The organism is Sphingomonas sp. (genome assembly GCF_013812825.1).
Classification (GTDB): Bacteria; Pseudomonadota; Alphaproteobacteria; order Sphingomonadales; family Sphingomonadaceae; genus Sphingomicrobium.
Genome location: NZ_JACCSU010000070.1, coordinates 1 through 25,342 on the forward strand (window position 1 = coordinate 1; position 25,342 = coordinate 25,342).

29 protein-coding genes and 1 pseudogene are annotated in these 25,342 nt (G+C 67.0%); 21 read left to right on the plus strand and 9 right to left on the minus strand.

Going from position 1 to position 25,342, the window contains the following annotated elements; translation table 11 throughout:
• The first annotated feature begins 28 nt into the window (after positions 1 to 28).
• Together H0T81_RS09830 and H0T81_RS09835 are read left to right on the plus strand one after the other, a co-directional pair.
• Positions 29 to 1,309: a L,D-transpeptidase family protein gene (locus tag H0T81_RS09830; protein WP_294012455.1), complete on the plus strand. Its 1,281-nt coding sequence runs from the start codon at positions 29 to 31 to the stop codon at positions 1,307 to 1,309.
• Between the two features lie 110 nt (positions 1,310 to 1,419).
• Positions 1,420 to 2,718: a L,D-transpeptidase family protein gene (locus tag H0T81_RS09835; RefSeq protein ID WP_294012457.1), complete on the plus strand. Its 1,299-nt coding sequence runs from the start codon at positions 1,420 to 1,422 to the stop codon at positions 2,716 to 2,718.
• Positions 2,719 to 2,728: 10 nt separating this feature from the next.
• On the opposite strand, the gene H0T81_RS09840 is transcribed toward H0T81_RS09835, so the two are convergent.
• From H0T81_RS09840 to H0T81_RS09850, 3 genes are all read right to left on the minus strand, one after another.
• Positions 2,729 to 3,451: an energy transducer TonB gene (locus H0T81_RS09840; RefSeq protein WP_294012460.1), complete on the minus strand. Its 723-nt coding sequence runs from the start codon at positions 3,449 to 3,451 to the stop codon at positions 2,729 to 2,731.
• Between the two features lie 68 nt (positions 3,452 to 3,519).
• Entirely contained in the window at positions 3,520 to 4,872 is a 1,353-nt protein-coding gene (accC, locus tag H0T81_RS09845) for an acetyl-CoA carboxylase biotin carboxylase subunit (RefSeq protein ID WP_294012462.1), read from the minus strand.
• A gap of 10 nt (positions 4,873 to 4,882) precedes the next feature.
• On the minus strand, positions 4,883 to 5,389 hold the full coding sequence (locus H0T81_RS09850) for an acetyl-CoA carboxylase biotin carboxyl carrier protein subunit (RefSeq protein WP_294012464.1): 507 nt from the start codon (positions 5,387 to 5,389) through the stop codon (positions 4,883 to 4,885).
• Between the two features lie 74 nt (positions 5,390 to 5,463).
• On the opposite strand from H0T81_RS09850, the pseudogene thiS reads away from it, so the two are divergent.
• A pseudogene (gene thiS, locus H0T81_RS09855) lies at positions 5,464 to 6,501 on the plus strand (sulfur carrier protein ThiS).
• Here thiS and H0T81_RS09860 read toward each other — a convergent pair.
• Positions 6,494 to 7,300, minus strand: coding sequence for a methyltransferase domain-containing protein (locus H0T81_RS09860; protein ID WP_294012466.1), 807 nt, complete (start codon positions 7,298 to 7,300; stop codon positions 6,494 to 6,496). The pseudogene thiS and the gene H0T81_RS09860 overlap by 8 nt on opposite strands.
• 47 nt (positions 7,301 to 7,347) lie before the next feature.
• Between H0T81_RS09860 and H0T81_RS09865 the strand changes: the two genes are divergently transcribed.
• The 3 genes from H0T81_RS09865 to H0T81_RS09875 all read left to right on the plus strand — a co-directional run bounded on the left by H0T81_RS09865 (position 7,348) and on the right by H0T81_RS09875 (position 9,642).
• A complete protein-coding gene (locus H0T81_RS09865; RefSeq protein ID WP_294012467.1) occupies positions 7,348 to 8,004 on the plus strand; it encodes a protein-L-isoaspartate(D-aspartate) O-methyltransferase in 657 nt (218 codons plus the stop codon).
• A complete protein-coding gene (locus H0T81_RS09870) occupies positions 7,994 to 9,232 on the plus strand; it encodes an erythromycin esterase family protein (RefSeq protein WP_294012469.1) in 1,239 nt (412 codons plus the stop codon). Before H0T81_RS09865 ends, H0T81_RS09870 begins: the two co-directional genes overlap by 11 nt.
• 266 nt (positions 9,233 to 9,498) lie before the next feature.
• Positions 9,499 to 9,642, plus strand: coding sequence for a hypothetical protein (locus H0T81_RS09875; RefSeq protein ID WP_294012471.1), 144 nt, complete (start codon positions 9,499 to 9,501; stop codon positions 9,640 to 9,642).
• Positions 9,643 to 9,657: 15 nt separating this feature from the next.
• On the opposite strand, the gene H0T81_RS09880 is transcribed toward H0T81_RS09875, so the two are convergent.
• Together H0T81_RS09880 and H0T81_RS09885 are read right to left on the minus strand one after the other, a co-directional pair.
• Positions 9,658 to 11,325 carry a thiamine pyrophosphate-binding protein gene (locus tag H0T81_RS09880; RefSeq protein WP_294012473.1) on the minus strand — a complete coding sequence of 556 codons (1,668 nt, stop codon included), beginning with the start codon at positions 11,323 to 11,325 and terminating at the stop codon, positions 9,658 to 9,660.
• Positions 11,326 to 11,388: 63 nt separating this feature from the next.
• Positions 11,389 to 12,816, minus strand: coding sequence for an NAD-dependent succinate-semialdehyde dehydrogenase (locus tag H0T81_RS09885; protein ID WP_294012475.1), 1,428 nt, complete (start codon positions 12,814 to 12,816; stop codon positions 11,389 to 11,391).
• Positions 12,817 to 12,981: 165 nt separating this feature from the next.
• On the opposite strand from H0T81_RS09885, the gene H0T81_RS09890 reads away from it, so the two are divergent.
• The 15 genes from H0T81_RS09890 to nadA all read left to right on the plus strand — a co-directional run bounded on the left by H0T81_RS09890 (position 12,982) and on the right by nadA (position 22,601).
• Positions 12,982 to 13,296, plus strand: coding sequence for an endonuclease domain-containing protein (locus H0T81_RS09890; RefSeq protein WP_294012478.1), 315 nt, complete (start codon positions 12,982 to 12,984; stop codon positions 13,294 to 13,296).
• Between the two features lie 98 nt (positions 13,297 to 13,394).
• Positions 13,395 to 13,694 (plus strand): SCP2 sterol-binding domain-containing protein, encoded by a 300-nt coding sequence (locus H0T81_RS09895; protein ID WP_294012482.1) that lies wholly within the window; start codon positions 13,395 to 13,397, stop codon positions 13,692 to 13,694.
• 10 nt (positions 13,695 to 13,704) lie between these two features.
• The gene (locus H0T81_RS09900; protein ID WP_294012485.1) at positions 13,705 to 14,412 is read left to right on the plus strand and encodes a CoA transferase subunit A; all 708 of its coding nucleotides are present in this window, start codon (positions 13,705 to 13,707) and stop codon (positions 14,410 to 14,412) included.
• Complete coding sequence (locus tag H0T81_RS09905; protein ID WP_294012488.1) at positions 14,412 to 15,047, plus strand: 3-oxoacid CoA-transferase subunit B; 636 nt, start codon at positions 14,412 to 14,414, stop codon at positions 15,045 to 15,047. Before H0T81_RS09900 ends, H0T81_RS09905 begins: the two co-directional genes overlap by 1 nt.
• Entirely contained in the window at positions 15,044 to 15,325 is a 282-nt protein-coding gene (locus H0T81_RS09910) for a hypothetical protein (RefSeq protein WP_294012490.1), read from the plus strand. The genes H0T81_RS09905 and H0T81_RS09910 overlap by 4 nt, the downstream gene beginning before the upstream one ends.
• Before the next feature lie 10 nt (positions 15,326 to 15,335).
• Complete coding sequence (locus tag H0T81_RS09915) at positions 15,336 to 15,551, plus strand: hypothetical protein (RefSeq protein WP_294012492.1); 216 nt, start codon at positions 15,336 to 15,338, stop codon at positions 15,549 to 15,551.
• A gap of 2 nt (positions 15,552 to 15,553) precedes the next feature.
• Positions 15,554 to 16,549, plus strand: a complete 996-nt coding sequence (locus tag H0T81_RS09920) for an NADPH:quinone oxidoreductase family protein (RefSeq protein WP_294012494.1) — start codon at positions 15,554 to 15,556, stop codon at positions 16,547 to 16,549.
• Positions 16,550 to 16,660: 111 nt separating this feature from the next.
• Positions 16,661 to 16,990: a DUF1476 domain-containing protein gene (locus tag H0T81_RS09925; RefSeq protein ID WP_294012497.1), complete on the plus strand. Its 330-nt coding sequence runs from the start codon at positions 16,661 to 16,663 to the stop codon at positions 16,988 to 16,990.
• 19 nt (positions 16,991 to 17,009) lie between these two features.
• The gene (locus tag H0T81_RS09930; protein WP_294012500.1) at positions 17,010 to 17,255 is read left to right on the plus strand and encodes a BolA family protein; all 246 of its coding nucleotides are present in this window, start codon (positions 17,010 to 17,012) and stop codon (positions 17,253 to 17,255) included.
• 14 nt (positions 17,256 to 17,269) lie between these two features.
• Positions 17,270 to 17,587 carry a Grx4 family monothiol glutaredoxin gene (gene grxD, locus H0T81_RS09935; RefSeq protein ID WP_294012612.1) on the plus strand — a complete coding sequence of 106 codons (318 nt, stop codon included), beginning with the start codon at positions 17,270 to 17,272 and terminating at the stop codon, positions 17,585 to 17,587.
• Positions 17,588 to 17,843: 256 nt separating this feature from the next.
• Positions 17,844 to 19,100 (plus strand): glycosyltransferase, encoded by a 1,257-nt coding sequence (locus H0T81_RS09940; RefSeq protein ID WP_294012504.1) that lies wholly within the window; start codon positions 17,844 to 17,846, stop codon positions 19,098 to 19,100.
• A gap of 68 nt (positions 19,101 to 19,168) precedes the next feature.
• A complete protein-coding gene (locus tag H0T81_RS09945) occupies positions 19,169 to 19,999 on the plus strand; it encodes a hypothetical protein (RefSeq protein ID WP_294012507.1) in 831 nt (276 codons plus the stop codon).
• 45 nt (positions 20,000 to 20,044) lie between these two features.
• Positions 20,045 to 20,899 (plus strand): MBL fold metallo-hydrolase, encoded by an 855-nt coding sequence (locus tag H0T81_RS09950; RefSeq protein ID WP_294012510.1) that lies wholly within the window; start codon positions 20,045 to 20,047, stop codon positions 20,897 to 20,899.
• Positions 20,881 to 21,603 carry a DUF4230 domain-containing protein gene (locus tag H0T81_RS09955; protein WP_294012513.1) on the plus strand — a complete coding sequence of 241 codons (723 nt, stop codon included), beginning with the start codon at positions 20,881 to 20,883 and terminating at the stop codon, positions 21,601 to 21,603. Before H0T81_RS09950 ends, H0T81_RS09955 begins: the two co-directional genes overlap by 19 nt.
• Entirely contained in the window at positions 21,600 to 22,601 is a 1,002-nt protein-coding gene (gene nadA / locus H0T81_RS09960; protein WP_294012515.1) for a quinolinate synthase NadA, read from the plus strand. Before H0T81_RS09955 ends, nadA begins: the two co-directional genes overlap by 4 nt.
• Here nadA and H0T81_RS09965 read toward each other — a convergent pair.
• The 3 genes from H0T81_RS09965 to H0T81_RS09975 are packed head-to-tail and all read right to left on the minus strand — an operon-like array spanning position 22,598 to position 25,254.
• The gene (locus H0T81_RS09965; protein ID WP_294012517.1) at positions 22,598 to 23,257 is read right to left on the minus strand and encodes a DUF6766 family protein; all 660 of its coding nucleotides are present in this window, start codon (positions 23,255 to 23,257) and stop codon (positions 22,598 to 22,600) included. The two genes, nadA and H0T81_RS09965, sit on opposite strands and share 4 nt — an antisense overlap.
• 39 nt (positions 23,258 to 23,296) lie before the next feature.
• The gene (locus tag H0T81_RS09970) at positions 23,297 to 23,770 is read right to left on the minus strand and encodes a DUF4112 domain-containing protein (protein WP_294012520.1); all 474 of its coding nucleotides are present in this window, start codon (positions 23,768 to 23,770) and stop codon (positions 23,297 to 23,299) included.
• A complete protein-coding gene (locus H0T81_RS09975; RefSeq protein WP_294012522.1) occupies positions 23,770 to 25,254 on the minus strand; it encodes an ABC transporter substrate-binding protein in 1,485 nt (494 codons plus the stop codon). Before H0T81_RS09975 ends, H0T81_RS09970 begins: the two co-directional genes overlap by 1 nt.
• Between the last annotated feature and the right edge of the window lie 88 nt (positions 25,255 to 25,342).

Sequence of the window (25,342 nt, forward strand, 5' to 3'; positions counted from 1 at the left end):
CCCCCCCCCCCCCCCCCCACTTCCTTCATTGGCAGCAGCTCCCGCCTCGCCCGCTCCGGCCACGGCCGCGGGATCAGCCCAGCTCGCAACCGCGTTCAACAGCGGCTCGGCGATTGCCGATTTCTACCGCGCACGCGGCGGCCGGCCGCTGTGGCTCGCACCTCAGTCCGGAGCAGCCGCCCAACTGATGCTCGGCCTGCTCAACAGCGCGTCGGTCGATGGGCTCGATCCCGATCGCTACCAGATCGCCAGACTGACCAGCGCGCTGCGCGCCGCGCGGCGCGGCGACATCCGGTCGGTCGAGCGCGCGGAGCTGATGCTCAGCCAGGCGTTCGTCGATTACGCGCGCGACCTGCGGCGGACGCCGAACATCGATATCGTCTATGTCGATCGGGAGCTGGTTCCCGGCCCGCCATTGGTTCGGTACCTGCTCGACAGCGCCGCCTCGGCGTCTTCGCTCGAGAACTTCGTCGACACCATGGCGTGGATGAACCCGACCTACGGGCAGCTCCGCCGGGCCCTGCTGAGCCGCTCCTATTCCGACGACCGGCAGCGGCGCACGCTGATGTTGAATCTCGAGCGCTCGCGGGCGCTGCCGCCGGGCGACCTGCGCCATGTCGTGGTCAATGTGCCCGCCCAGCGATTGTATATGTATGAAAACGGGCAGGTCGTGGATTCCATGCGGGTGGTCGTCGGCAAGCCCAAGCACCCGACCCCGATGATGAACGCGTTCATTCGCGCCGCCGCCCTCAATCCCTATTGGAATGTGCCGCCCGACCTCGCCGCCGAGCGCATCGCTCCCCATGTTGTCAAGCAGGGCGTCCGATATCTGACCGCCAACCGCTATCAGCTGCTGTCGGACTGGAGCGACAAGCCGACCGTCGTCGACCCGGGCACGGTCGACTGGAAGGCGGTCGCGGACGGCCGGGTCGAAGTCCGCATCCGCCAGCTCCCGGGCCCCAACAACGGCTTGGGGATGATAAAATTCCTGTTTCCCAACAGGGAAGGCATCTTCCTTCACGACACGCCCGAGCGGCAGCTTCTGAGCGAGGCGTCGCGGCTCTACAGCGGCGGCTGCATTCGCCTCGAGGACGCGCCGCGTTTCGCCCGCTGGCTGTTCGGCCGCGAACTCAAGAAACAGGGCGACGCGCCCGAGCAAATCGTCCCCATCCCGACGCTGGTCCCGCTCTACATCACTTATCTGACCGCGGTCCCGAGCGGTTCATCTGTCGCTTATTATGACGATGTATACGGAAGGGACGCGGCGCGGCTTGTGGCCGTCGGAGCGGAGCATCGCGCGGGCCGTTGACCAAGGCGGGCGCCGGCTCCATATAAAGAGCATCGGAGAAAAAAGTGATGAGTTTGCGTAACTTAAGCGCTCGCGCGAGCCCCGTGCTCTCGTTCGCAAAGGCGGCCCGCATGGCCGCCCTGCTGCCGCTTGTCGCGGCGACCCTGACGATCACCAACGCCGCGCCGGCGGCCGCGCAACGCAAGGCGGTGGCGCGCGAAAACCCCGGAATGGGCAACGCGATCGCCGAATTCTACCGCTCGCGCGGCGGTGCACCGTTGTGGTTCTCGCCGACGGCCGGACCCGCGCCGCACCAGTTGCTCCAGCTTCTGAGCACGGCGCACGCCGACAATCTGAATCCCAACCGCTACCGCGTCGCGCAGCTCTCGAGAGCGGTTCAGGCCGCCTCGCGCCGCCACCCGGCCGCCGTGCAGCGCGCCGAAGTGATGCTGAGCGAGGCGTTCGTCACCTATGTCCGCGATCTCAAGCGCGACCCGAACGTCGGCATCATCTACGTCGACCCCGAGCTCAAGCCGACCCCGCCTTCGCCGCGAACCATCCTCGACCAGGCGGCGAGCTCCGGCTCGGTTTCCAGATATATGGAACGGATGGGCTGGATGAGCCCGGTCTACGTGCAGCTTCGCCGAGCGCACGCCGCCCGTCAGTACCGCAACGAACATGAGCGCCAGCTGCTGGCGGTCAACATCGAGCGCGCCCGGGCGCTGCCTTCGGGCAGCCACCGCTATGCGATCGTCAACCCGGCGGCGCAGCGGTTGTACATGTACGAGGACGGCCAGGTCGTCGACATGATGCGGGTCATCGCCGGCAAGCCCTCGCCCCAAATCGCCCAGACGCCGATGATGAGCGCGTTCATCCGCTTCGTGGTGCTCAACCCCTATTGGAACGCGCCGGCCGACATCACCGCGCAGCGCCTCGCTCCCAACGTCCTCAAGCAGGGCCCGAGCTATCTCAAGGCGAAGGGCTATCAGGTGATGTCCGACTGGACGGACAACGCCAGGGTCGTCAGTCCGGCCTCGGTCGACTGGCGGGCCGTCGTCGCCGGACGGGTCCCGATCCGCCTTCGCCAGAACCCCGGTCCCGCCAACTCGATGGGCCAGATGAAGTTCATGTTCCCCAACGAGCAGGGGATCTGGCTCCACGACACGCCGTCGAAGGAATTGCTCGACGAGGCCGCCCGTCTGGCGAGCAACGGCTGCGTTCGGCTGGCCGATGCGCCGCGGTTCGCGCGCTGGCTGTTCGGCCGGCCGATCAAGGCGCAGGGCGCACGGCCCGAGCAGAAGGTCCCGCTGCCTGTCCCGGTCCCAGTGTACATCACCTATCTGACAGCCGTCCCGAGCGGGTCTTCGATCGTCTATTTCGACGACGTCTACGGGCTCGACCGGCGCGATCGCCGCCTGGCGAGCCGCTAAGCCGGCGATTTCAGCGGTTTGGGGTCCAGTCCGGGTACCAAGTGATGTCCTGCGCCACGGGCCGGCCCTGCGGATCCCGCGCCGGCCGGAAGCGGACATGTTGCAGTGTCAGGCTGCACATCAGCGAATCGACGCTGGAATTGCCGCTCGAGCGGGCGACCCGGCAATTGGAGAGCCGGCCGTCGGTGTTGACCTTGACGGTGATGCCGACGCGGCCCCGGCGCATGCCGCTGGCGGTGACGAAGCGCCGGTATTCGCGATCGGGAATCTTGCTGATCCTCTGAGCCGGGGTGAAGCCGTCGCCGCTGCCGCCGCTGCCCCTGCCGCCGCCGCCGAGGCCGGTCCCCGACCCGCCGGCGCCGGTTCCGGTTCCGGAAGCTGCCGCGCCGGCTGTCGCCGCGCTGCCGGTCGACGGCACTCGGGATGCGACGACCGGCGACTTGGCCGGAAGGACGATCTTCGGCGGCGGGGCCACGACCGGGGTCGGCAGCGCTTTCTTGGCCGCCGCTCCCTCCTTTTCCTTGGCGCGTTCGGGAGTCGGGCTCGGCGGCGGTGGCGGCGGCGGGGGTGGCGGAAGCTCGGTGATGTCGAATGTCCGCAGCCGCTCGATGGTCGTCGCGACAGTGCGGACATTGAGCCCGGTCAGGATCACCGCTCCAAGCGCGACGTGAACGGCCAGCACGCCGGCCAGCGCCTTGATCCGGTCGGGCTTGTGCGAAGCTTGGTAGGCCATGGGCGCCTCGTCGTGATCCCAACGCTTCGGCTGGCGGAAAGTTTGATTGCCCGGGCCAAGTCCCACGGTCAGCCGGCCTGCTGTTGTTCCAGCCATTTCTCGAGCCATTTGATGGTGTAGTCGCCGCGCATGAAGTCGTCGTCCTGGACGATCTGCTGGTGAAGCGGGATGGTGGTCTTCATGCCCTCGACGAGGAACTCCTCGAGCGCCCGGCGAAGGCGCATGATGCAGCGCTCCCGAGTCGATCCGTAGACGATCAGCTTGGCGATCATGCTGTCGTAGTAAGGCGGGACCCGGTAGCCGGTGTAGAGGCCGCTATCGACCCGCACGTGCATGCCGCCCGGGGCGACGTAATTCTTCACCGTGCCCGGCGACGGAGCGAAGGTCTGCGGGTCCTCGGCATTGATTCGGCACTCGATCGCGTGCCCGTGAAGCCGGATTTCCTCCTGGCGGCACGACATGCCCTGGCCGCTTGCAACCCGGATCTGCTCGCGGACCAGGTCGATTCCGCTGATCATCTCGGTGACCGGGTGCTCGACCTGGAGCCGGGTGTTCATCTCGATGAAGTAGAACTCGCCATCCTCGTAGAGGAACTCGATGGTGCCGGCGCCCCGGTAGCCCATCTCGGCCATCGCTTTGGCCACGATCCCGCCCATCCGCTCGCGCTGCTCGGCGCTGATTGCCGGGGAGGGGGCTTCCTCGAGCACCTTCTGGTGGCGGCGCTGGATCGAGCAGTCGCGCTCGCCGATGTGGACCGCATTGCCGTCGCCGTCGCCGAACACCTGGAATTCGATGTGGCGCGGATCGGCGAGATATTTCTCGAGGTAGATGGTGTCGTCGCCGAACGCCGAGCGCGCCTCGGACGCGGCCTGGCTCATCAGGCTTTCGAGCTGGGCTTCGGAGGTCACCACCTTCATGCCGCGCCCGCCGCCGCCCGATGCCGCCTTGATCAGCACCGGATAGCCGACCTTCTTCGCCACCTTGCGGGCATCGGCGATGCTGTCGAGCGGCCCGTCGGATCCGGGCACCAGCGGCAGGCCGAGCCGGGCGGCGGTCCGTTTGGCCTCGATCTTGTCGCCCATGGTCCGGATGTGCTCGGGCTTGGGACCGATCCAGATGATGTTGTGGAGCTCGACGATCTCGGCGAACTGGGCGTTTTCCGACAGGAAGCCGTAGCCGGGGTGGATGGCGTCGGCGTGAACCACTTCGGCGGCCGAGATGATGTTGGGGATGTTGAGGTAGCTTTCGGTCGCCGGCGGCGGGCCGATGCAGACCGTCTCGTCGGCGAGGCGCACATGCATCGCGTCGGCGTCGGCGGTCGAGTGCACGGCGACGGTTTCGATGCCCATTTCGTGGCACGCGCGGTGGATTCGGAGCGCGATTTCGCCGCGGTTGGCAATCAGCAGCTTCTTGATCGGCATCGGCTGGCCGTTAGCCGAGCACGATGAGGGGCTGATCGAACTCCACGGGCTGGGCGTCGGCGACGAGGATTTTCTTGATCACTCCGCCGCTTGGGGCAGTGATCGGGTTCATCACCTTCATCGCCTCGATGATCAGCAAGGTATCCCCGGCCGTGACCGCGTCGCCCACCGAGACGAACGGCTCGACTCCCGGTTCGGGCGACAGGAACGCCGTGCCGACCATCGGGGACTTGATCGTCTGGCCGGACAGATCCTCGGCGGGAGCGGCGGCCGAAGGGGCCGCAGGCTGGGACCCCGGGGGGGCCGCTTCCCTGTGGGTTTCCGGCGTTGGGGCGGGCGCGAAGCCACGCCTCACCTTGATTCGGCGAGGGCCGTCGGCGACCTCGATCTCGCTCAAGTCGTTGTCGGTCAGCAACTGGGCGAGATCGCTCACCAGCTTGGCGTCGATCCGCATTGACCCGTCATCGGCTTCGGCCTCTGGGGCCTTGCTTCGGACAGGCTTACCGGGTTCGGCCATCGGCGAAAGTTCCCTCGTTCATTCCGGCCAGTCGTTTGCGATTGGCCGTGGAGCTTCCTATCTGCGGTTTGTCAATGACGATCGATGCCCAACAAAGCCTCGCGATCCACGTCAACGGCGAGGAGCGCCGGGTGCCCGCCGGGCTCAGCATCGCCGCGATGCTGGCCGAGCTCGGGCTCAATCGGCAGCGGGTCGCGGTCGAGCGCAATCTCGAGGTGGTTCCGCGCTCGAGGCTTGCCGATCTGCGGGTCGAGGACGGCGACCGCTATGAGATCGTCCATTTCGTCGGAGGCGGCTGAGTGACCGCACATGCGGTTCCAGGCCAGGCGCTCAGCGGCGTCGACAGCGACAGTTGGACGGTCGCTGGCCGAACCTTCACGTCGCGGCTGATCGTCGGCACTGGCAAGTACAAGAGCTTCGAGGAGAATGCCGCGGCGGTCGACGCGTCGGGGGCCGAGATCGTCACCGTCGCGGTGCGCCGGGTCAACATCGCCGACCCCAAGCAGCCCATGCTGACCGATTTCATCGATCCCCAGCGGGTCACCTATCTTCCCAACACCGCCGGCTGCTTCACCGGCGAAGACGCGGTCCGGACGTTGCGCCTGGCGCGCGAGGCGGGCGGCTGGAGCCTGGTCAAGCTCGAGGTGCTGGGCGAAGCCAGGACGCTCTATCCCGACATGCTCGAGACGCTCCGGGCGACCGAAATCCTCGCCAAGGAGGGGTTCGAGCCGATGGTCTATTGCGCCGACGACCCGATCGCCGCGAAGCGGCTCGAGGACGCGGGCGCGGTCGCGATCATGCCCTTGGGAGCGCCGATCGGCTCGGGCCTCGGCCTGCAAAACCTGGTCACCATCCGGCTGATCGTCGAGGGCGCCAAGGTGCCGGTGCTGGTCGACGCCGGGGTCGGCACCGCCAGTGACGCCGCCGAGGCGATGGAGCTTGGCTGCGACGGAGTGCTGATGAACACCGCGATCGCCGAGGCCAAGGACCCGGTGCTGATGGCCCGGGCGATGAAGGCAGCGGTCGAGGCCGGACGCCTCGCCTATCTCGCCGGACGGATGCCCAAGCGGCGCTATGCGGACCCGTCGAGCCCGCTCGCCGGGATCATTTGATCGCGGTCACCACGTGCGCGGACATTGGCGCGTCCAGTCCGTCCGGTCCTTCAAACTGTTGCAAGGCCCGGGCGGCCGCCTCGGTTGCTCGCTCGAGCGCATCGGATCCGTATTTCTCGATCTCGGTGCGCATCGGGCTGCCCTGGCAAAGGCCTTTCGCAGCCTCGGCGGCCGATCGCGCCCGGCTCCTGAGGCCGACGGTTTCGAACTCGATGTCCTGAAAGCCCGCGGCGAGCAGGTCGTGCTCGATCAGAGCGGGATCGTGATAGCGGAACGGAATTCGTTCGTAGAAGGCGCCGGAATTGTCCGGGAAGAGCCCGGCGACCGCCGCCCCGGCGGCCTTGGTTGCGAGGTTGCGATCGATGCTGTCCCAGATGACCAGCAGATAGCGGCCGCCTTCGCGGAGCACTCGGCGCGCCTCCGCGTTGGCGGCGACCTTGTCGGGGAAGAACATCACTCCGAACTGGCAGACGACGAGGTCGAAGCTGGAGTCGTCGAACGGCAGCTGCAGCGCGTCCGCCGCCAGGAAGCTCACCTGGTCCGATTGGAGACGCGAGGCGGCGACCTCGAGCATCGGCTGGTTGAGGTCGGTGGCGACGATCTCCGCTTGCGGCAGCGCGGTGTGCAGCGCGGCGGTGACGATGCCGGTGCCGGCCGCAGTCTCCAGGATCCGCTGTGGCCGCAGCGCCTTGGCGCGCTCGGCGACGATCTCGGCATAGGGCTCGAACAACAGCGGCACCAGGTAGCCGTCGTAGATGCTCGGGATGGAGCCGGCGAAAACCGTGTCGCTCGTGGCCATTGGAACGCCCTTCGGGTCTGCAAGTTAGTGTCGGCGAGCCGACGCTGATGACAGATTTCGCCAAGCTTCGCGAGCGGATGGTGGAGCGGCAAATTGCCGCGCGGGGAATTCGCGACCCGATGCTGCTCGACGCGTTCCGGCAAGTGCCCCGCGAGGAGTTCGTCGCGCCCGCGCATGCCGCCCAGGCGTATGGCGACCACCCGCTGCCGATCGAGGCCGGGCAGACGATCTCGCAGCCCTATATCGTCGCGCTGATGATCGAAGCGGCCGGCATCAAGCCGGGCGACCGGGTGCTCGAGGTCGGCGCCGGCTCCGGCTACGCGGCGGCGGTGATGAGCCAAATCGCCGACCAGGTGATTGCCGTCGAGCGCAAGCCCGAGCTGGTGGCGGTGGCGACCGAGCGCCTCAGGCGGCTCGGCTACGACAATGTGGCAATCCTCGAGGGCGATGGCACGCGCGGCTGCCCGGACGGCGCGCCCTACGACGCGATCCTCGCCGCGGCCAGCGGAAGCCACGTGCCGCAGCCGCTGGTCGACCAGCTGGCTCCGGGCGGGCGCTTGGTGATGCCGGTGGGCAGGCAGGCCTGGGTGCAGAAACTCGTCAAGCTGACCAAATTGCCGGACGGCGAGGTCGAACGCGAAAGCCTCGGCGAAGTCCGCTTCGTGCCGCTGATCGGCGAGGAAGGGTGGAAGGATGCTGGATAGCGAACTTGAGTTGCTGCCGGAACTGATCCGCACGTCCGCGGAGCCGCTGCCTCAGATCGACGAGCCTGCATTCGGGGCGATGTTCGACCGCTTCGGCGAAGCGCGCGTCGTGCTGCTCGGCGAGGCGAGCCACGGCACGTCCGAATTCTACCGCGCGCGCGCCGCGATCTCGCGGCGGCTGATCGAGCGTCACGGCTTCAACATTGTCGCGGTCGAGGCCGACTGGCCGGATGCCGCCACCGTCGACCGCTATGTCCGGTGCCGCGCGCGGCGCGAGGGCGAGGAGGCGGCATTCGAGCGCTTCCCGACCTGGATGTGGCGCAACACCGACGTCGACGACTTCATCCGCTGGCTGCGCGGCCACAACCACGGCCGCGAGTACGAGGCGATGACCGGCTTCTACGGGCTCGACCTGTACAACCTGTCGAGCTCGATGCGGGCGGTGATCGATTTCCTCGAGCGCGAGGACCCGCAGCTCGCCGAGCTCGCGGTCAAGCGGTACGGCTGCCTCGAGCCGTGGGCCGACAATCCCGCCGCCTACGGCCGCCATTCGCTGGTCGAGGGCTATGCGCGCTGCGAGGTCGGCGTCGTCCAGATGCTGAAGGAGCTGATGGACGGTCGCATGCAATGCCTGTCCGAGGAATGCGACGAGTGGCTCGATGCCTCGGCCAACGCGCGCCTGGTGAAGAACGCCGAGGCCTATTATCGAGTGATGTACCACGGCTCGGCGGAGAGCTGGAATCTGCGCGACACGCACATGTTCGAGACTTTGTGCCAGCTGCTCGAGGCCAAGGGGCCGCGATCGAAGGTGATCGTGTGGGCGCACAACAGCCACATCGGCAACGCGGCTTTCACCGACATGGGCATGTCGCGCGGCGAGCTCAACATTGGCCAGCTCTGCAAAGAGCGGTTCGGCGATGAGGCGGGGCTGATCGGCTTTGGCACTCACACGGGCACGGTCGCCGCCGCCGACGACTGGGACGAGCCGATGCGGATCAAGCGGGTGCGGCCGTCGCTGCCGGGAAGCCACGAGCGCATGTCGCACGACAGCGGCATTTCGCGCTTTCTCCTCGACCTGCGCGAAGGCGAAGCGGACGAGCGATTGCTCGAGGCGCTCGAGGAGCCGCGGCTCGAGCGCTTCATCGGGGTCATCTACCGGCCCGAGACCGAGCGCTGGAGCCATTATTCGGAAGCGATCCTGCCCAGGCAGTTCGACGCGTGGGCATAATTCGACGAGACCAGGGCGGTCACTCCGCTGCCGGGCGAACAGCGGCCTGGGGAGGAAGAGACGTATCCATTTGGGCTCTAAGGTCTTTCTGTGGATAAGAAGCTGTCGAGCCTGTGGATAACATTTTGCACTCCGAAACAGACGTAACTTTGCGGATCAATTCGGGCACTTAACTCGTAGGCGTTACAGGGCACCGGACTTCCGGAGAAGGCCCGGAGAAGATGATGCGTAGTCGCCGCGTAGAGTATGGAAGTTTCCGGGCGCGAATGGAGGATTTGGTCCCGCTGCTTGGAGCTGATCCTCAGCAAGTCAAGCCCGGCTTCGACAAGGCGCCCAAGCCTTTCGCCCGGACTCGGCGCCGTACCGCCTACCTCATCAACCAATATCTGTTCGAGCACTCGCGGCGCTGAGCGCGGCGGCGGGGCTCACTTACGCTTCCGCAGCTCCGAGATGGTCGTCTGGTTACTGATCTGCTCGACGTCGGTCTTCAGGTGAAGCAGGCGGATGCCCCGTTTCTTTAAAGCCCGGTCGAGCGCCGCGGCGAAGTCGTCCGTCCGCTCAACCGTCGCCGCCCAGCCTCCGTAAGCGCGGGCGAGCGCCGCAAAATCCGGATTTTGAAGATCGGTCCCGGACACCCGCTCTGGATAGTCGCGCTCCTGGTGCATCCGGATCGTGCCGTAGCTGGAATTGTCGACGAGGATCACCAGCAGATCGAGCCCTCGCCCGGCCGCGGTCGCCAGTTCCTGCCCGTTCATCAGAAAATCGCCGTCGCCCGCGACGCAGACCACCGGGCGGTCCTGGAATCGCAGCGCCGCGGCGACCGAGGCAGGCAGTCCGTAGCCCATCGTGCCGCTGGTCGGCGCAAGCTGGGTCGGCATGCAGCCGTAGCGCCAGTAGCGGTGCCACCAGCCGGAGAAATTGCCGGCGCCGTTGCAGATGATCGTGTTCACGGGGAGCTTGTCGCGCATCACCTTGACGCACGGGCCGAGGTCGAGCTGGACACCGTCGCGCGGTTTCGGCTCGGACCATTCGAGCCACTGCTTGTGCGCCTCCTCGCCGGCGGAAAAGCGGACCAGATCGGGCTCGTGCCAGTCGGCGACGACTTCCGCGAACTCGCCCATGTCGGCGCAGATCGGCAGGTCGGCGTGGTAGATCCGGCCGAGCTCATTGGGGTCCGGATGGACGTGGACCAGAGTCTGCCCGGGATGGTCGGGAGCGATCAATTTGTAGCCGTCGGTGGTCGCCTCGCCGAGCCGGGCGCCGGCGACCAGGAGCAGGTCGGCCTCGCGGATGCGCTGCTGAAGCTCCGGGTTGGGGCCGTAGCCGAGGTTGCCGGCGTAGACCTGGCAGCTATTGGCGATCGCGTCCTGCCGCCGGAACGCGGCCGCCACCGGGATTCCGTAGCGGTGGGCGAAGGTGGCGAAGTGATGGGCGGCGCGCGGGCTCCAGTCGGCGCCGCCGACGATCGCGACCGGCGCGCAGGCTTCCTTCAACAGCTCGAACAAAGCCTGGATCGCGCCCGGGTCGGGGGCTTCGGCGAGCGGCGGGACGTTGGGCCGGTCGGCGGCCTCGACCTCGTCGCGAAGCATGTCCTCGGGGATGGCCAGCACGACCGGGCCCGGACGGCCGGCGGTCGCGACACGCCAGGCTCGGGCGACATATTCGGGGATCCGACGAGCATCGTCGATCCGCGCCGCCCATTTGGCGATCGGCCGAAAGAACGCTGCGAAATCCACCTCCTGGAACCCCTCGCGGTCCTTGTCGGAGCGGTCGAGGTCGCCGACGAACAGGATCATCGGGGTTGAATCCTGGAAGGCGACATGGACCCCGCCGCTGGCGTTGGTCGCACCGGGACCGCGGGTGACGAAGGCGACGCCCGGCCGCCCCGTCATCTTGCCGTCGGCATCGGCCATGTAGGCGGCGCCGCCCTCCTGCCGGCAGACGACGAGGTCGATCTCGGGCGTGTCGTGGAGCGCATCGAGAACGCTAAGGAAGCTTTCGCCCGGCACCGTGAAGATCCGGTCGCAGCCCTGGATCCGAAGCTGGTCGACTAGGATGCGTCCGCCGGTTCGCTTTTTCGGTTTTGGAGCCATGGGCGGCCGTGTAGCCACCCCGTCATTCCCGCGAAAGCGGGAATGACGTTCGAAGGGCGTCGCTCAAGCCTGGTGGATCGCCTTGACCACCTGGTAGGTCTCGAGCCCTTCCTTGCCGCCTTCGCTCCCGAAGCCGGAATCCTTGACCCCCCCGAACGGCGCGTCGGCGACCGAGATGTTGAAGGTGTTGATGCCGACCATGCCGGCCTCGATCGCGTCGCCGAGCAAATTGGCGCGGCGGCCGTTCTCGGTGAAGGCGAAGGCGGCGAGGCCGTAAGGCAGGCGGTTGGCCTGCTCGACCGCGTCGTCGAATGTGTCGAAGGGACGAGACACGGCAACAGGTCCGAACGGCTCGTTGTTCATGATGTCGGCTTCGAGCGGCACGTCGGCGAGCAGGGTCGGCTGGAAGAAGAAGCCGCTGTCGCCCGGCTCGCCGCCGGCAACGACGCGCGCGCCTTTCGCCCGTGCGTCCTCAATCATCGCTGCGACCGCTTCGGGGCGGCGCTTGTTGGCGAGCGGGCCCATTTTGGTGTCCTCGGCAAGGCCGTCGCCGACCTTTACCTTTTGAGTGCGCCTGGCGAAGCCGTCGATGAAGGCCTCGTAGATGCCTTGCTGCACATAGAATCGCGTCGGCGAGACGCACACTTGCCCCGCGTTGCGGAATTTCTGCGGGACGACCATGTCGAGCGTCTTCTCGAGGTCGCAATCGTCGAAGATCAGCACCGGCGCGTGGCCGCCCAGCTCGAGCGTCACTCGGGTCAGGCTGTCCGCGGCCAGCTTCATCAGATGCTTGCCGACCGGGACCGAGCCGGTGAAGCTCATCTTGCGGATGACCGGCGAGCCGATCAGCTTGCCGCTGACCATGTCCGGGACTCCGTGGACCAGCTGGAACACGCCCTTGGGCAGGCCGGCATCGTCAAGGGCGCGGGCGAGCGCGCCGGTGCAGCCGGGCGTCTCCTCGGGCGGCTTGGAGATCACCGAGCAGCCGGCGGCGAGCGCCGCGGCGACCTTCTTGGCGAGCAGGTAGATGGGGAAATTCCACGGCGTGAAGGTGGCGACCGGGCCGACCGGCTCGTGCATCACCCGCGACAGCTGGCCCGGCGGGCGGACCAGCACCCGGCCGTAGTCGCGCCTGGCTTCCTCGGCGTACCAGTCGAACAGCTGGGCGGCGCCGAGGACTTCGCCTTTGGCCTCGGCGAACGGCTTGCCCTGCTCCTGCGTCAGCAGTCGGCCGATGTCCTCCGCCCGCTCGCGCAGAAGCTTCGCCGCCTTGCGCAGGATCGCGCCGCGCTTCTCGACGTCGGTCGAGCGCCACTCCGGGTACGCCCGCTGCGCCGCGGCGAGCGCTTCCTCGAGATCGGCCTCGCTGGCCAGCGGGAGCTCGCCGATGCCGCTTCCGGTGACCGGGTTGACGACGGTGAAATGGTCGCGGTCCTCGCCGGCGCGCCAGCTGCCGTCGATGAACAGCTTCAAGTCTGCTTCATATCCCATGCAAGCGCAGATAGGCTCGCCTTGATGCCGCTGCAACTTGACTAATCCTCCCTTCGAGCGAAGCTCGTGGGGAGGGGGACCATCCACCGAAGAGTGGATGGTGGAGGGGCCAGCGTGCGAGCTACTCGAAATTCAATGCGAGCGGCGCGCCAGCAGCGGCGTGCGATGACTCCTCCCGAAGTGCGGTTGTGGGGCCTGTTGCGCCGTTCGCCTGCAGGAATCCGTTTTCGTCGTCAGCATGCAATTGGCGGCTACGTCGCAGACTTCTACTGCCCGGCAGCCAGGTTGGTAATCGAGGTGGATGGCCAGATTCATGACTCGGCAGACGCTGTCGCGCGAGACGATGTACGGGATCATTATCTGCGGGGGCTTGGCCTGCAGGTCGTCAGGATTCGGGCGGCCGACGTGCTGGCCGATCCGACTGGCGTAGCGGACAGCCTCACTCGTCTGTGTGGCCCCTCCACCACTCAGCATAGCTGAGCGGTCCCCCTCCCCACCGCTTCGCGCCAGGGAGGATGAGGGCTGCTTGATGCCGCTGCAACGGGCGGCTAGCAGCGCGTCTCGAAAAGGAGATGCGAATGACCAAGCAGGAACTGGTGGCCAGGATGCAGGAAGGCCAGGCGTGGATTCCGGGCAAGCGGGTCAAGCTCGATTTCGGCGACCAGGGCGCGGTGATGCTCGACGGCGCGGCCAGCCAAGTCAGCGAGAACGACGGCGAGGCGGACACGACGATCAAGGTCGGCTGGGACGACTGGCAGCAGATGGCGGCGGGTCAGCTGGACGGGATGACCGCCTTCATGACCGGCAAATTGAAAGTCGAAGGCGACATGTCGAACGCGATGCAGCTCCAGGGGGTGCTGGCCAAGCTTCGGAGCTGAAAGGCGGCTGATGAAGAAAATCTACTCCGATGCAACAGCGGCGCTCGACGGGCTGCTCCACGACGGAATGACCATCGCCGCCGGGGGCTTCGGCCTGTGCGGCATTCCCGAGCGGCTGATCGACGCGATCGTCGCCAGCGGGGTCAAGGATTTGACCATCGCGTCGAACAATGCCGGAATCGACAATGAGGGGCTCGGCAAGCTGCTGCGCACCCGCCAGGTGAAGAAGATGATCTCGTCCTACGTCGGCGAGAACAAGGAGTTCGAACGGCAATTCCTCGCCGGTGAACTGGAGGTCGAGTTCTGCCCGCAGGGCACGCTCGCCGAGCGGATGCGCGCCGGCGGCGCGGGAATCCCCGGGTTCTACACCAAGACGGGAGTGGGGACGGTTGTCGCGGAGGGCAAGGAGCTGAAGGAGTTCGACGGCGAAACCTATGTGCTCGAGCGCGGAATCCGCGCGGACTTGTCGATCGTCAAGGGCTGGAAAGCCGACGAGCTCGGCAATTTGATGTTCCGCAAGACCGCCCGCAACTTCAACCAGCCGGCCGCGACCTGCGGCAAGATCTGCGTCGCCGAGGTCGAGGAGATCGTGCCGGTGGGCTCGCTCGACCCCGACTGCATCCATCTGCCGTCGATCTACGTGAAGCGGATGATCTCCGGCGCGCCCTACGACAAGAAAATCGAGTTCCGCACCGTCCGCGAGCGGGAGACGGCATAATGCCCTGGGACCGCAACCGGATGGCCGCGCGCGCCGCGAACGAGCTGCGCGACGGCTATTACGTCAACCTCGGCATCGGCATTCCGACGCTGGTCGCCAACCACATCCCGCAGGGGCTGACGGTGACGCTTCAAAGCGAGAACGGGATGCTGGGAATCGGCCCCTTCCCGTATGACGACGAGGTCGACCCGGACCTGATCAACGCCGGCAAGCAGACCATCAGCGAGCTGCCGTCCTCGTCCTATTTCAGCTCAGCGGACAGCTTCGCGATGATTCGCGGCGGCCACATCGACTTGACGGTACTCGGCGCGATGGAAGTCAGCGAGAAAGGCGACATCGCCAACTGGATGATCCCGGGCAAGATGATCAAGGGCATGGGCGGGGCGATGGACCTGGTCGCCGGGGTCAAGAAGATCATCGTCGTCATGGAGCATGTGTCGAAAAACGGCGACCCCAAGTTCATCCCCGAGTGCACTCTGCCGCTGACCGGCCAGAACGTCGTCGACATGATCATCACCGACTTGTGCGTGTTCCAGCGGCCCGATCACGACAGTTCGTTCAAGCTGGTCGAGTTGGCGCCGGACGTCACGGCGGACGAGGTCCGCTCCAAGACCAGCGCGCATTACGAGGAATGAGGGCCGCCGCCGCTGCGCTGCTGCTGCTGTCGATCGCGGCGTGCGGGAAGCCGGAGCCGGTGGTGATCGACGGGTCGTCGCCGCAAGCGTTCGAGCGCACGACGGCACAGGCGCGGCGCCAGCTTCCGGATGCCGACCGGCTGCTGTTCGACCGGGCGATCCGCACCGTCGGCGGACGCCGCCATGCCGAGCGCGACCCGGCCGCGTTGGCGCGGGTCACCTTCGACGGTATGACCGCAAGCCAGGTCGTCGCCGATCAGCGGGCACACCAGAACTAGGAGGTATCGAATGATTCGATTGGCCACGCTCTTGGTTGCAACCGTGGCGCTCGCTGGCTGCGCTCCCCAAGCCAACGACCAGCCCTCGGCCAATGCGTCGTCGACGAACGCCGCCGCGACCGGCGAGTTCGAGAAGCTGGCGAAGGAAACCGGCGCGAAGGTCGTCATCCAGCACGAGCCCGCCGACATCTCCAAGCTGCCGGGCGTCGCCGGCGCGGCGGGCTGAGTGTGCGCGCACTGCTGAGCGAGGCTCCGGGCGGTCCGGAGACTCTGCGGATCGCTGATCTCCCGGAACCCGGGCCGGGGCCCGGCGAGCTGCTGGTCCGGGTGCGGGCGTGCGCGATCAACTATCCGGACGTGCTGATCATCGAGGATAAGTATCAGTTGAAGCCGCCGCGGCCGTTCGCGCCGGGCGGCGAGGTCGCGGGCGAGGTCGAGGCGGTCGGCGAAAATGTCGACGGCTGGCAAGTCGGCGACCGGGTGATCGCGGTGCCGGGCTTCGGCGGGCTGGTCGAGAAGATCGTTATTCCCGCCAAGATAGCGTTCCGCCTGCCATCCGAGCGCAGTTTTAAGGAGGGGGCCGCGCTGCTCCTCACCTATGCGACGTCGATCCACGCGCTCGCCGATCGCGGCAGGCTGCAGGCAGGACAGACGCTGCTGGTGCTCGGCGCGGCCGGCGGGGTCGGCCTTGCCGCGGTCGAGCTCGGCAAGGCGATGGGCGCGCGGGTGGTCGCCGCGGTCTCGTCGGACGAGAAAGCCGCCGCGGCGCGCGAGGCCGGCGCCGACGAAGCCTTGGTCTATCCCAGCGGGCCGTTCGACCGCGACGGCCAGAAAGCGCTCGCGGCCCTGTTCAAGGGCGCGGTCGGCCCTGCCGGGGCCGAGGTGATCTTCGATCCGGTCGGCGGCGATTATGCGGAAGCTGCGCTGCGCTCGATCGGCTGGGGCGGCCGCTATCTCGTGGTCGGATTTCCAGCCGGAATCCCCAGGCTCCCGCTCAACCTGACGCTGCTCAAGAGCTGCGACGTGTGCGGCGTGTTCTGGGGTGCATTCGTGATTCGCGATCCGGCGGCCAACGCGGCCCATGTCGAGCAGCTGTTCCGCTGGTGGGAACAAGGGAAGATCGCGCCGAGGATCAGCGCGACCTATCCGCTCGAGCGCGCCGGCGAGGCGATCCGGGCGATCGCCGAGCGCCGAGTGATCGGCAAGCTGGTGGTCGAGCTTTGAGCAACCAGGAAGCGCGCATCGCCCGGCGTTTCCACGGGCCTCCGGACAGCACGCTGGACTGACCGGGCGACGGTCCCTATCTGCGACGGCGAGAGCATCGGGAAGGAGCCAATGACGACATTCGACGACCGCGAGCGCGCCTTCGAGACCAAATTTGCGCACGATGAAGAGCTGAGGTTCCGCGTCATCGCCCGTCGCAACCGGCTGCTCGGCGCCTGGGCGGCGCGGCTGATGGGCCTCTCGGACGCCGAAGCCGACGCCTATTCCAAGGACGTGATCCGCGCCGATTTCGAGGAAGCGGGCGACGAGGACGTGATCCGCAAGCTGCTCGGCGACCTCACCGCGGCCGGAGTCGACACCGACGATTCGAAGATTCGCGAGGCGGTCGCCCACAAGGAGGCGGAAGCCCGGCGCCAGATCATGGAACAGATCAACCTGTGACGCCCGTGGCGGCCCTCTGATGCCGATGGCGGCTCAAGAAATCGAGCGGCTGATCCGGGACGCGATCCCCGATGCCGAGGTGACGATCACCGACCTCGCCGGCGACGGCGACCATTATTCGGCGCGGGTGGTCAGCCCGAGCTTTGCCGGCCTCGACCGGGTTCGCCAGCACCAGCGGGTGTATGCGGCGCTGGGCGGGCGGATGGGAGAGGAACTGCACGCGCTGCAGCTGACGACCGCGGCGCCATCGGGAGAGAGTCGGTGAGCGAACACAAGGCAGTGAGCGATGCCAAGGAGCGGATCGGCGAGATCGTCGGCAAGAACGACGTCGTCCTGTTCATGAAGGGCACCAACCTGTTCCCGCAATGCGGCTTCTCGAGCCGCGCGGTGGCGATCCTCGATCATCTTGGCGTCCCGTACGAGACGGTCGACGTCCTGCAGGACCCGGAAATCCGTCAGGGAATCAAGGATTACAGCGACTGGCCGACCGTCCCCCAGCTGTACGTGAAGGGCGAGTTCGTCGGCGGATCCGACATCATGATGGAGATGTTCGAGAGCGGCGAGCTGAAGCAGCTGGTCGAGCAGGACTCGCAATAGCTGGAGCCCATAATGAAGGAGGGACGGTGGCGCGGGACCAGAAAGACCGCTTCACCGTCCCTCTCATTGGCGTGGAACCAAGTGGACGGCATAAATATAGCAACCGCCGTGCCAATCGCAGAAAACGGCTGTTTTCCGATATTTTCAGATTGAAAGCCGAGGCGTCCCGGCGGCAAACTGTAAAATTCACCGACAGTTCCGCGCGCCAAGGGCCGCCGATGGCACTTTGTCCGCCCTTTCGGGTTGGGACAGGCGCATGAGCCTCGACGATCCCAACTTGATCGGCCCTCTGAGCGCACCGAGGCTGTTTTGCGACCTGACCCAGAGCTGGTCCGAGGTCGGCGGCGGAGTGCGCACCTATTTGCTCCACAAGCGGCGGCACATCCTCGATTCGACCGCTCACCGCCATTTGATGATCATCCCCGGCGCGCGCGACGAGGTGATCGACGAGGGCCGCGCGGTCACCGTGACGATCGCCTCGCCGCATGTGCCGACCAGCCCCCATTATCGGTTGCTGCTGCGCAACGGCGCCGTGCGCGAGGCGCTCGAGCGCCATCGGCCCGACCTCATCGAGTGCCAGGACGCATACAATCTGCCGTGGGCGGCGACCTCCCATCGCAAGCGCCACCCGGAGACGGCGCTGGTCGCGGCCTACATGACCGATTTTCCGACCGTCTATGTCCAAAGGCCGTTTCGAAAGGTGATCGGCAACACGCTCGCGGGGGCGGCGGCGCTGCTAGGCTATCGCTACTGCGGCTATCTCTACCGCCGTTTCGACTCGGTCTTCGCACTCAGTCACAACGGCGGCGCGACCAAGCTGCGCGCCTACGGAGTGCCGAACGTCGACATTGTCGGCCTCGGGGTCGAGCTGGGCGATTTCAGTCCCTCGCGCCGCGACCCGCAATTGCGCCGCAAGCTCGGCCTTGGAGATGACCAGCCGCTGCTGATCTATGTCGGCCGGCTCGACCGCGAGAAAAAGCCCGACATGGTGGTCGACGCTTTCCGGCGCCTGCCGGAGGAACTGGGCGCCAGGCTCGCGTTGATCGGCGAAGGCCGGCTACGCGAACAGATCGCGGCGATGGGCGATCCGCGGATCATCATGCCCGGTTATTTCAAGGACCGGATCGAGCTCGCCAGATGGGTGGCGAGCGCCGACATCTATGTCTCGGGAATGGCCGACGAGACTTTCGGAGTGTCGATCGTCGAAGCGCAGGCGTCCGGCCTGCCAGTGGTCGGAGTCGCAGCCGGTGCGATGATCGACCGGGTGACCGAGCGCATCGGACGCCTGGGACCGGTCGACGACAGCGAGGCGATGGCCAGGAACATCCTCGCGGTGTGGAATTCCGACCGCGAATCGATCCGCCAGGAAGCCTGCACGGAAGCCCGCCAGTTCAGCTGGGACCGGAGCATGGACGCGCTGTTCAGCCGCGTTTACCCGGATGCATTCGCCCGCAGCGCCGAGCGCGGCGCGGCTCCGGCCGCTGCTCTGGCGGCGTCGCTGGCCAAAGCCTGACTGGCGGTTAAAGGCGGGTTCACCTGCCGCGCCCGAACGAGCATAAGCCGTTGCCGGGAGGGCGAATCATGACCGCACGAAATTGGCTGCTTGGAATCGCGCCGGCATTGGCCGCGACCGGGGCCATGGCCGCGCAGCCGGCTCCGGCGGGCGCGCTTGCCGCACCGTCCGAGGCGACCAAGAAGGTCGCCGAGTGCGAGGGCGAGAAGTTCGAATTCACGGCCGGCGACACGCGACCGACCAAGATCACGCTGTGCAGCGACAAGGGCGCCGACAAGGACGACCTGGTGCGAATGTTCGAAAGCGCCGCCACCAAGATCGAGCAGCTCGAAAAGCTCCCGCAGGATCGGCGGGCGGCGCTGGTGGCTCAGCTCAAGGCGAAAATCATCGAAGTCCGGGCGAGGGATGTATTCATCAGCCCGTTGCCCGCAGCAGGCCCTCCGCCCGGAATTCGGCCTGAGATCGGGCCCACGCCTGAGTACGCGCAATTGCCGCCGCTCCCCTTGCCGGTGCGGGCGCCCGTCGTGGCGGCACCATCGCTCGCGCCTGGGATTGCGCTCACCAAGCCGAACCTGACTCTGGAATGCTCGACTCCGGGCGAAATTGGCGAGGGCGGCCCCTGCATCGCGTTCGCCAGGGACACGCTGCTCACCATCCGTGCCGACGAGGCGCTGGGCGGCGACACCAGCCTGCGCTTTGTGCGGAGAGGGGATGTCCGCGCCGAGCTCGCTCTGGCGCAGATGCGCAAGGGACAGACGCGCCGAATCCGGCTGCCTTCGGAGCTGTGCGCCGGAGTGACCGGGAGCAACATCGAAATCCAGGTGGTGAGGAGCGCCGGCAGCGCCGCAAGCCTGGGTCAGGTGGTCGATACGCGCGGGCCCTACCAACTGCGCTGCTAGCTCGCCTTTTGCAAACCACAAGCGGGGCGTGGCACAGGCGTGATCGTGGATGCGCCATACGCCAAGCTTGAGCCGCTCGAGCCGGGGATCGCCCGAGTGCTCGCTTCGAACCCGTCGGCTTTTACGTACACCGGCACCCAGACCTATCTTGTCGGGGCCGGCGAGGTCGCGGTGATCGACCCGGGTCCCGACCTGCCCGAGCATGTCGAAGCGCTCATCGAAGCGATCGCCGGCCGCCCAGTCGCGGCAATCATGTGCACCCACACCCACCGCGACCACAGCCCGGCCGCTCGGCCGCTCGCCGACGCCACCGGGGCTCCGATCGTCGGCTGCGCGCCGCTGGCGCTGGAAACGGTCGGCCCGCGGGCCGATGCCGCGTTCGACGGCGACTATCGCGCCGACCAGGTGCTCGAGGACGGGGAGTGGGTCGACGTCGACGGGCGGCGGCTGACCGCGGTCGCAACGCCGGGGCACACGTCGAACCATCTGTGCTTTGCCGACGAAGCTGCCGGCGCGGTGTTCACCGGCGACCATGTGATGGGCTGGTCGACCACCGTCGTCGTTCCTCCCGACGGCGACATGGCCGCCTATATGGCCAGCCTCGACAGACTGCAGCGGCGCGACGACCGCATTTACTACCCGGCGCACGGGCCGCCGGTGACCAACCCGAGGCAGCATGTGCGCGGGTTCATCGGCCATCGAAAACAGCGCGAGCGGCAGATCCTGTCGCTGCTCGAGCAGCGGGCGCGGACGATCCCCGAGATCGTCGCCGACGCCTATCCAGGGCTCGATCGGCGGCTGGTGACGGCGGCCGGCGGCTCGGTGCTCGCGCATCTTCTGGACCTTGAAGCGCGGGGACTCGTTGTTTGCCAAGGAGAGACATGGAACCGCGCCGCCTGAACCGTCCGATGCTCATCGCGGGAATCCTCGCGGCCATGGTGCTCGGCCTGCTGATCGGCGTCGCCGCGGTCGCCGATCGCATTTTCGGAGCTCCCGACCCCAAGACCATCGCCACCTCCAGCCTCGAATCGATGCGGGCCCAGAACCGGCTGATCGTCTTTGCGGCGCGCTATGTGTCGGTCACCAGCTCGCGCCAGAGCCGCCTCGGCTTCTCGGCCGAGCGAACGCTGATCCTGCCCGGCGACGTGCGCTACGAAGTCGATTTGTCGAAGCTCCAGCCCGGAGACGTGCGCTGGGATGCAGGCAGCAGCACGCTTCGGGTCACGGTGCCCGACATCGAGATCGCCGGACCGCAGGTCGATCTCGCCAGCGCCCGCGAATATGGCAACGGCAGATTGATGACGACCATCTTCGGCGGCGAAGACCGGCTCGACCAGGCCAACCGCGCCGCTGCGGTCGCCGACCTGCGCAAGCAGGCGATGGCCGAGCTGCCGATGCGACTGGCGCGCGAATCCGCCCGGCAGGCAATCCAGCGCAGCTTCGCGATGCCGCTCAACGCCGCGGGCTTCGACAAAGCCAAGGTGGTTGCCCGGTTCGCAAGCGAGAAGGAGACCGCGGACCCCTCTTATATCGACCGGTCGCGTTCCTATAATGAGGTATTGGAAGAAGCGCGCTCCAAGCGGGCCGCCGAAGGAACGCGATGACCGCACAGCCGCAGAGCCTGAAAGGGATCGATCTCCTCGGCGAGATCGAGCGGTTGAAGCGCGAGCGCAACGCGGTGATCCTCGCGCATTACTACCAGAAGCCCGAGATCCAGGACCTCGCCGATTTCGTCGGCGACAGCCTCGATCTGTCGCGCAAGGCCGAGGCGACCGATGCCGAAGTGATCGCCTTTTGCGGAGTCCGCTTCATGGCCGAAACCGCCAAGATCCTGTCGCCGGACAAGATTGTGATCCTGCCCGACATGGACGCCGGCTGCAGCCTCGAGGATTCGTGCCCGCCCGATCAGTTCAAGGCGTTTCGGGACGCGCACCCCGACCATATCGCGCTGACCTACATCAACTGCTCGGCGGCGGTGAAAGCCTTGAGCGACATCATCGTCACCAGCAGCTCGGCGGACATCATCCTCAAGCAAATCCCCAAGGATCAGAAGATCATCTTCGGTCCCGACCGCCATCTCGGCGGATATCTTGCCCGCAAGACCGGGCGCGACATGCTGCTGTGGCCGGGCGTGTGCATCGTCCACCAGGCGTTCTCAGAAACGGAGCTCTTGAAGCTCAAAGCCGAGCATCCGGGCGCTCCCGTCGCCGCGCATCCCGAGTGCCCGCCGCACATCATCGACCATGCCGATCATGTTGGCTCGACCCGGTCGATCCTCGAGTTCGCGCTGAGCAGCCCGGCGCAGACCATCCTCGTCGCGACCGAGCCGCACATCATCCACCAGATGGAGAAGGCGGCGCCGGGCAAGGCCTTCATCGGGGTGCCGGGCGGCGACGGCAACTGCAACTGCAACATGTGCCCGTACATGGCGCTCAACACGCTGGAGAAATTGTACGTGTCGCTGCGCGACCTGAAGCCGCGGATCGAGCTGTCGCCCGATATCATGGCCCGCGCCCGGGTGCCGCTGGAGCGGATGCTGCAAATGGCCGGCCGAACCGTCGGCCAGGGCGACGTCGGTCGCCCCCAGATCAGCGGCGATTAGGTTCCCGTCTGGCTGTGGGGCGCGGTGACGGGCTTGGATTCGGGCGAATCCTTTTGCCGGAGCCAGATGCTGAGGACGACCAGCACCGCGGTCGACAGGAACTCGCTTTGCCAGTTCTGGAACGATTCGAACCATAATTGCGGGCTTGTCAGGTAAGCGCCGAGCGGTTCTCCCGCTTCGCCATGCAGCGCCGCTTCCTCGCCGGCGTGGCGAGCGCTGAACAACCAGTGCAGGAGGAACGAGGCGAGAAACAGCAGCAGCAGCGCGACCCCTAGCGAGTGGGCGTGCAGCCAGCGGACGACGGGCCCCTTGCGGACCGCGGCCGGTGCGTTCGGCGCGAAGCGGGCATTCTCGAGCCGGCCGTCGCGCGATCCTTCGTCCGGGTCCTCGGATTCCGCCGAGCCCTTCTGGAACAGGAAGGTGGTGAGGACGACATAGGCGGACATCTGCAGGAACTCGCTTTCCCAATTCTCGAACACCGTCGACAGGAACTGCGGGTCGCTCAGGAACTGGATCGCGCCGATCGGCTCCTCGCCGTGGCGCACCAGCTCTTCGTTTTCGAAATGCACGCCAGTGAGCCACTGGCCGATGATGCTGCCCAGGAACAGCAGCAGGAGAACGATGGTGAGTCCGTTGTTCTTGAAGAGCTTGGTCATGGGACCTCCTGTGTCCCATGCGCAAATCGCGGATCGGACTTACGTTCCCGGACCTAATTTTCGCGAATCGGGAGGGCCCTGCCCGGGCTGGGACGGTGCGGCTTTCGCGTCGATCGTCGCGGTGCTCGCGTGATGCTTGTCGAGGTGGCGCTTGATGATCCGCAAATTGCGGGTGTTCGACCGGAAGAACAGGTCGGGGATCGCCCCGACCCACGGGATCAGCCCGAGCAGCCAGTCGACTCCGACATTGCCGGCCATTCGGGAGATCTGCCATTTCGACATGCCGATATTGCGCGCTTCCCAGGTCATGTAGGCGCCGAGCGCCGCCGCCGCCGTGCTGCCGGCGATTGGCACCAGGTCGAGGATCACGTCGAGGCCGACCGGCCGGTTGATGCCCGGGATCACGAACATCCGCTCCATCAGCCGTTCGAGCGCCTCGACACGGCGGCGGACCGACTGTGGGTCGGTGCCGAGGCCGGGAAACCGTGTTCTGTCTTCGGGTGGCACGGCCATCATTGAGCGCCTTCGCGGTTGAGCCTTTCCTCGAGGCTGGTGAGCGTGTGGCGGGCGAAGCGGTTCCCGGCGAACCCCGTGACGCGGTCCGAAACCAGCGCCCAGCGGACGGGGGCTGCGATCGGGATGAACAGCTGATTTTCGTCCATCAGGCGCGCGGCCTCGGCGAGCAGGGCGCCGCGCTGGGCCGCGACGGGAGCCGCCCTGGCGGCTTCGAGCAATGGGTCGATCTGTTCGTCGCAGATCGGCGCGGTTCCGCAACGGAACCGGCGCAGGAACCAGGCCGGCGAAGTCGACGGTGCGACCGCATCGACCAGCTTGAGGTCGGTCGGCTGCCCCGGCGCCGAGCGCTCGAGCTTGATGCCGAGCAGCGCCCAGTCGGAAGCGATCCGATTGAACAGCAGCTGCGCTCCTGGGCCTTCGGGCAAAGCGATGCGCAGGACCGGCCGTTCCTCGGCTCCGAAAACGCGGTCGGAGGCGGCGATCAGCCCTGGCCGGCGCTCGCCGATCGGCACCGTCAGCCACTCCGGAGTGACCGGATCCGGAACCCCGTCGAGACCGGCTTCGAGCAGAGTCGCTCGGCCGACCAGCCCGGGCACGCCGAGCGCCTCGATCAGCGCGTCGCGATCGATGGCCTGGCTGAGCAGCCGGCGAAGCTCGGGATCGGCAAGCGGGCCCCCGCTTCGAGCGGGTGCGAGCCCGAACAGCCCCGCGACCGGATCGAAACGCAGCGCCCCGCGCGGAAGCTGGACTCGGCGCGCGTAGGGAAGGTCCGCGAACGTGCCGCCGAGCACCAGGTCGGCCTCTCCGGCCACAAAGGCGCGCACCGCCGTGGGCGCGTCCGATCCGCCGAGCCACAGCTGTTCGGTGCGGCCCTCCTCGCCGTCCAGCGCGGTCACCTGCCGCTCGAGCCGGATGACCCCCGCCGGCCCACCGTGCGCGATTCGGAAAGGACCGCTGCCTTCGTCCTCGCGAACCAGTGCAAACTCGGGCTGGGCGAGCAATTGCAGGAGGTTGGGCCGCGGAGCCTTGAGCCGGATTTCGAGCACCCGGTCGGTCATCGCGACGATCTCGTCGACGGCCCCGAGCGTGTCCTTGAGCGGGCTGTTGCTGCTGGCGGCGATCGTCCGGCGCAGAAGTCGAGCCACCTGATGCGCGGTGATCCTGTCCCCGCTCGGCCATTCGCCGGCGGCCATTCGGAAGATGTAGCTGAGGCCGTCGTTGCTGACGTTCCAGCGCTCGGCGAGTCCCGGCTCGATCTGGCCGCGAGCGTCGAACCGCACCAACCCTTGCGCGACATTGGTCAACAGGAGCGCTTCCCCGGGGGACAGCGGCCCGGCCGCCGGGTCGACCACCTTCGGGGTTTCGCCGATGACGACGACCTTGACCGCGCCTTCCGGCTTGCGCTCGCAGGCGGAAGTGACGGCGGCGACGGCGACGACCAGCGCCATCGCCAGGGCGCGCCGGAGAGCGGACCGCGGCATGGTGCGCCGTGTAGCCTCAATCACCGGTTCAGCAAATGTCTGGATATATGCTCGGCACTGTTTTACTGGACTAAGGCAGTTGGCGAGT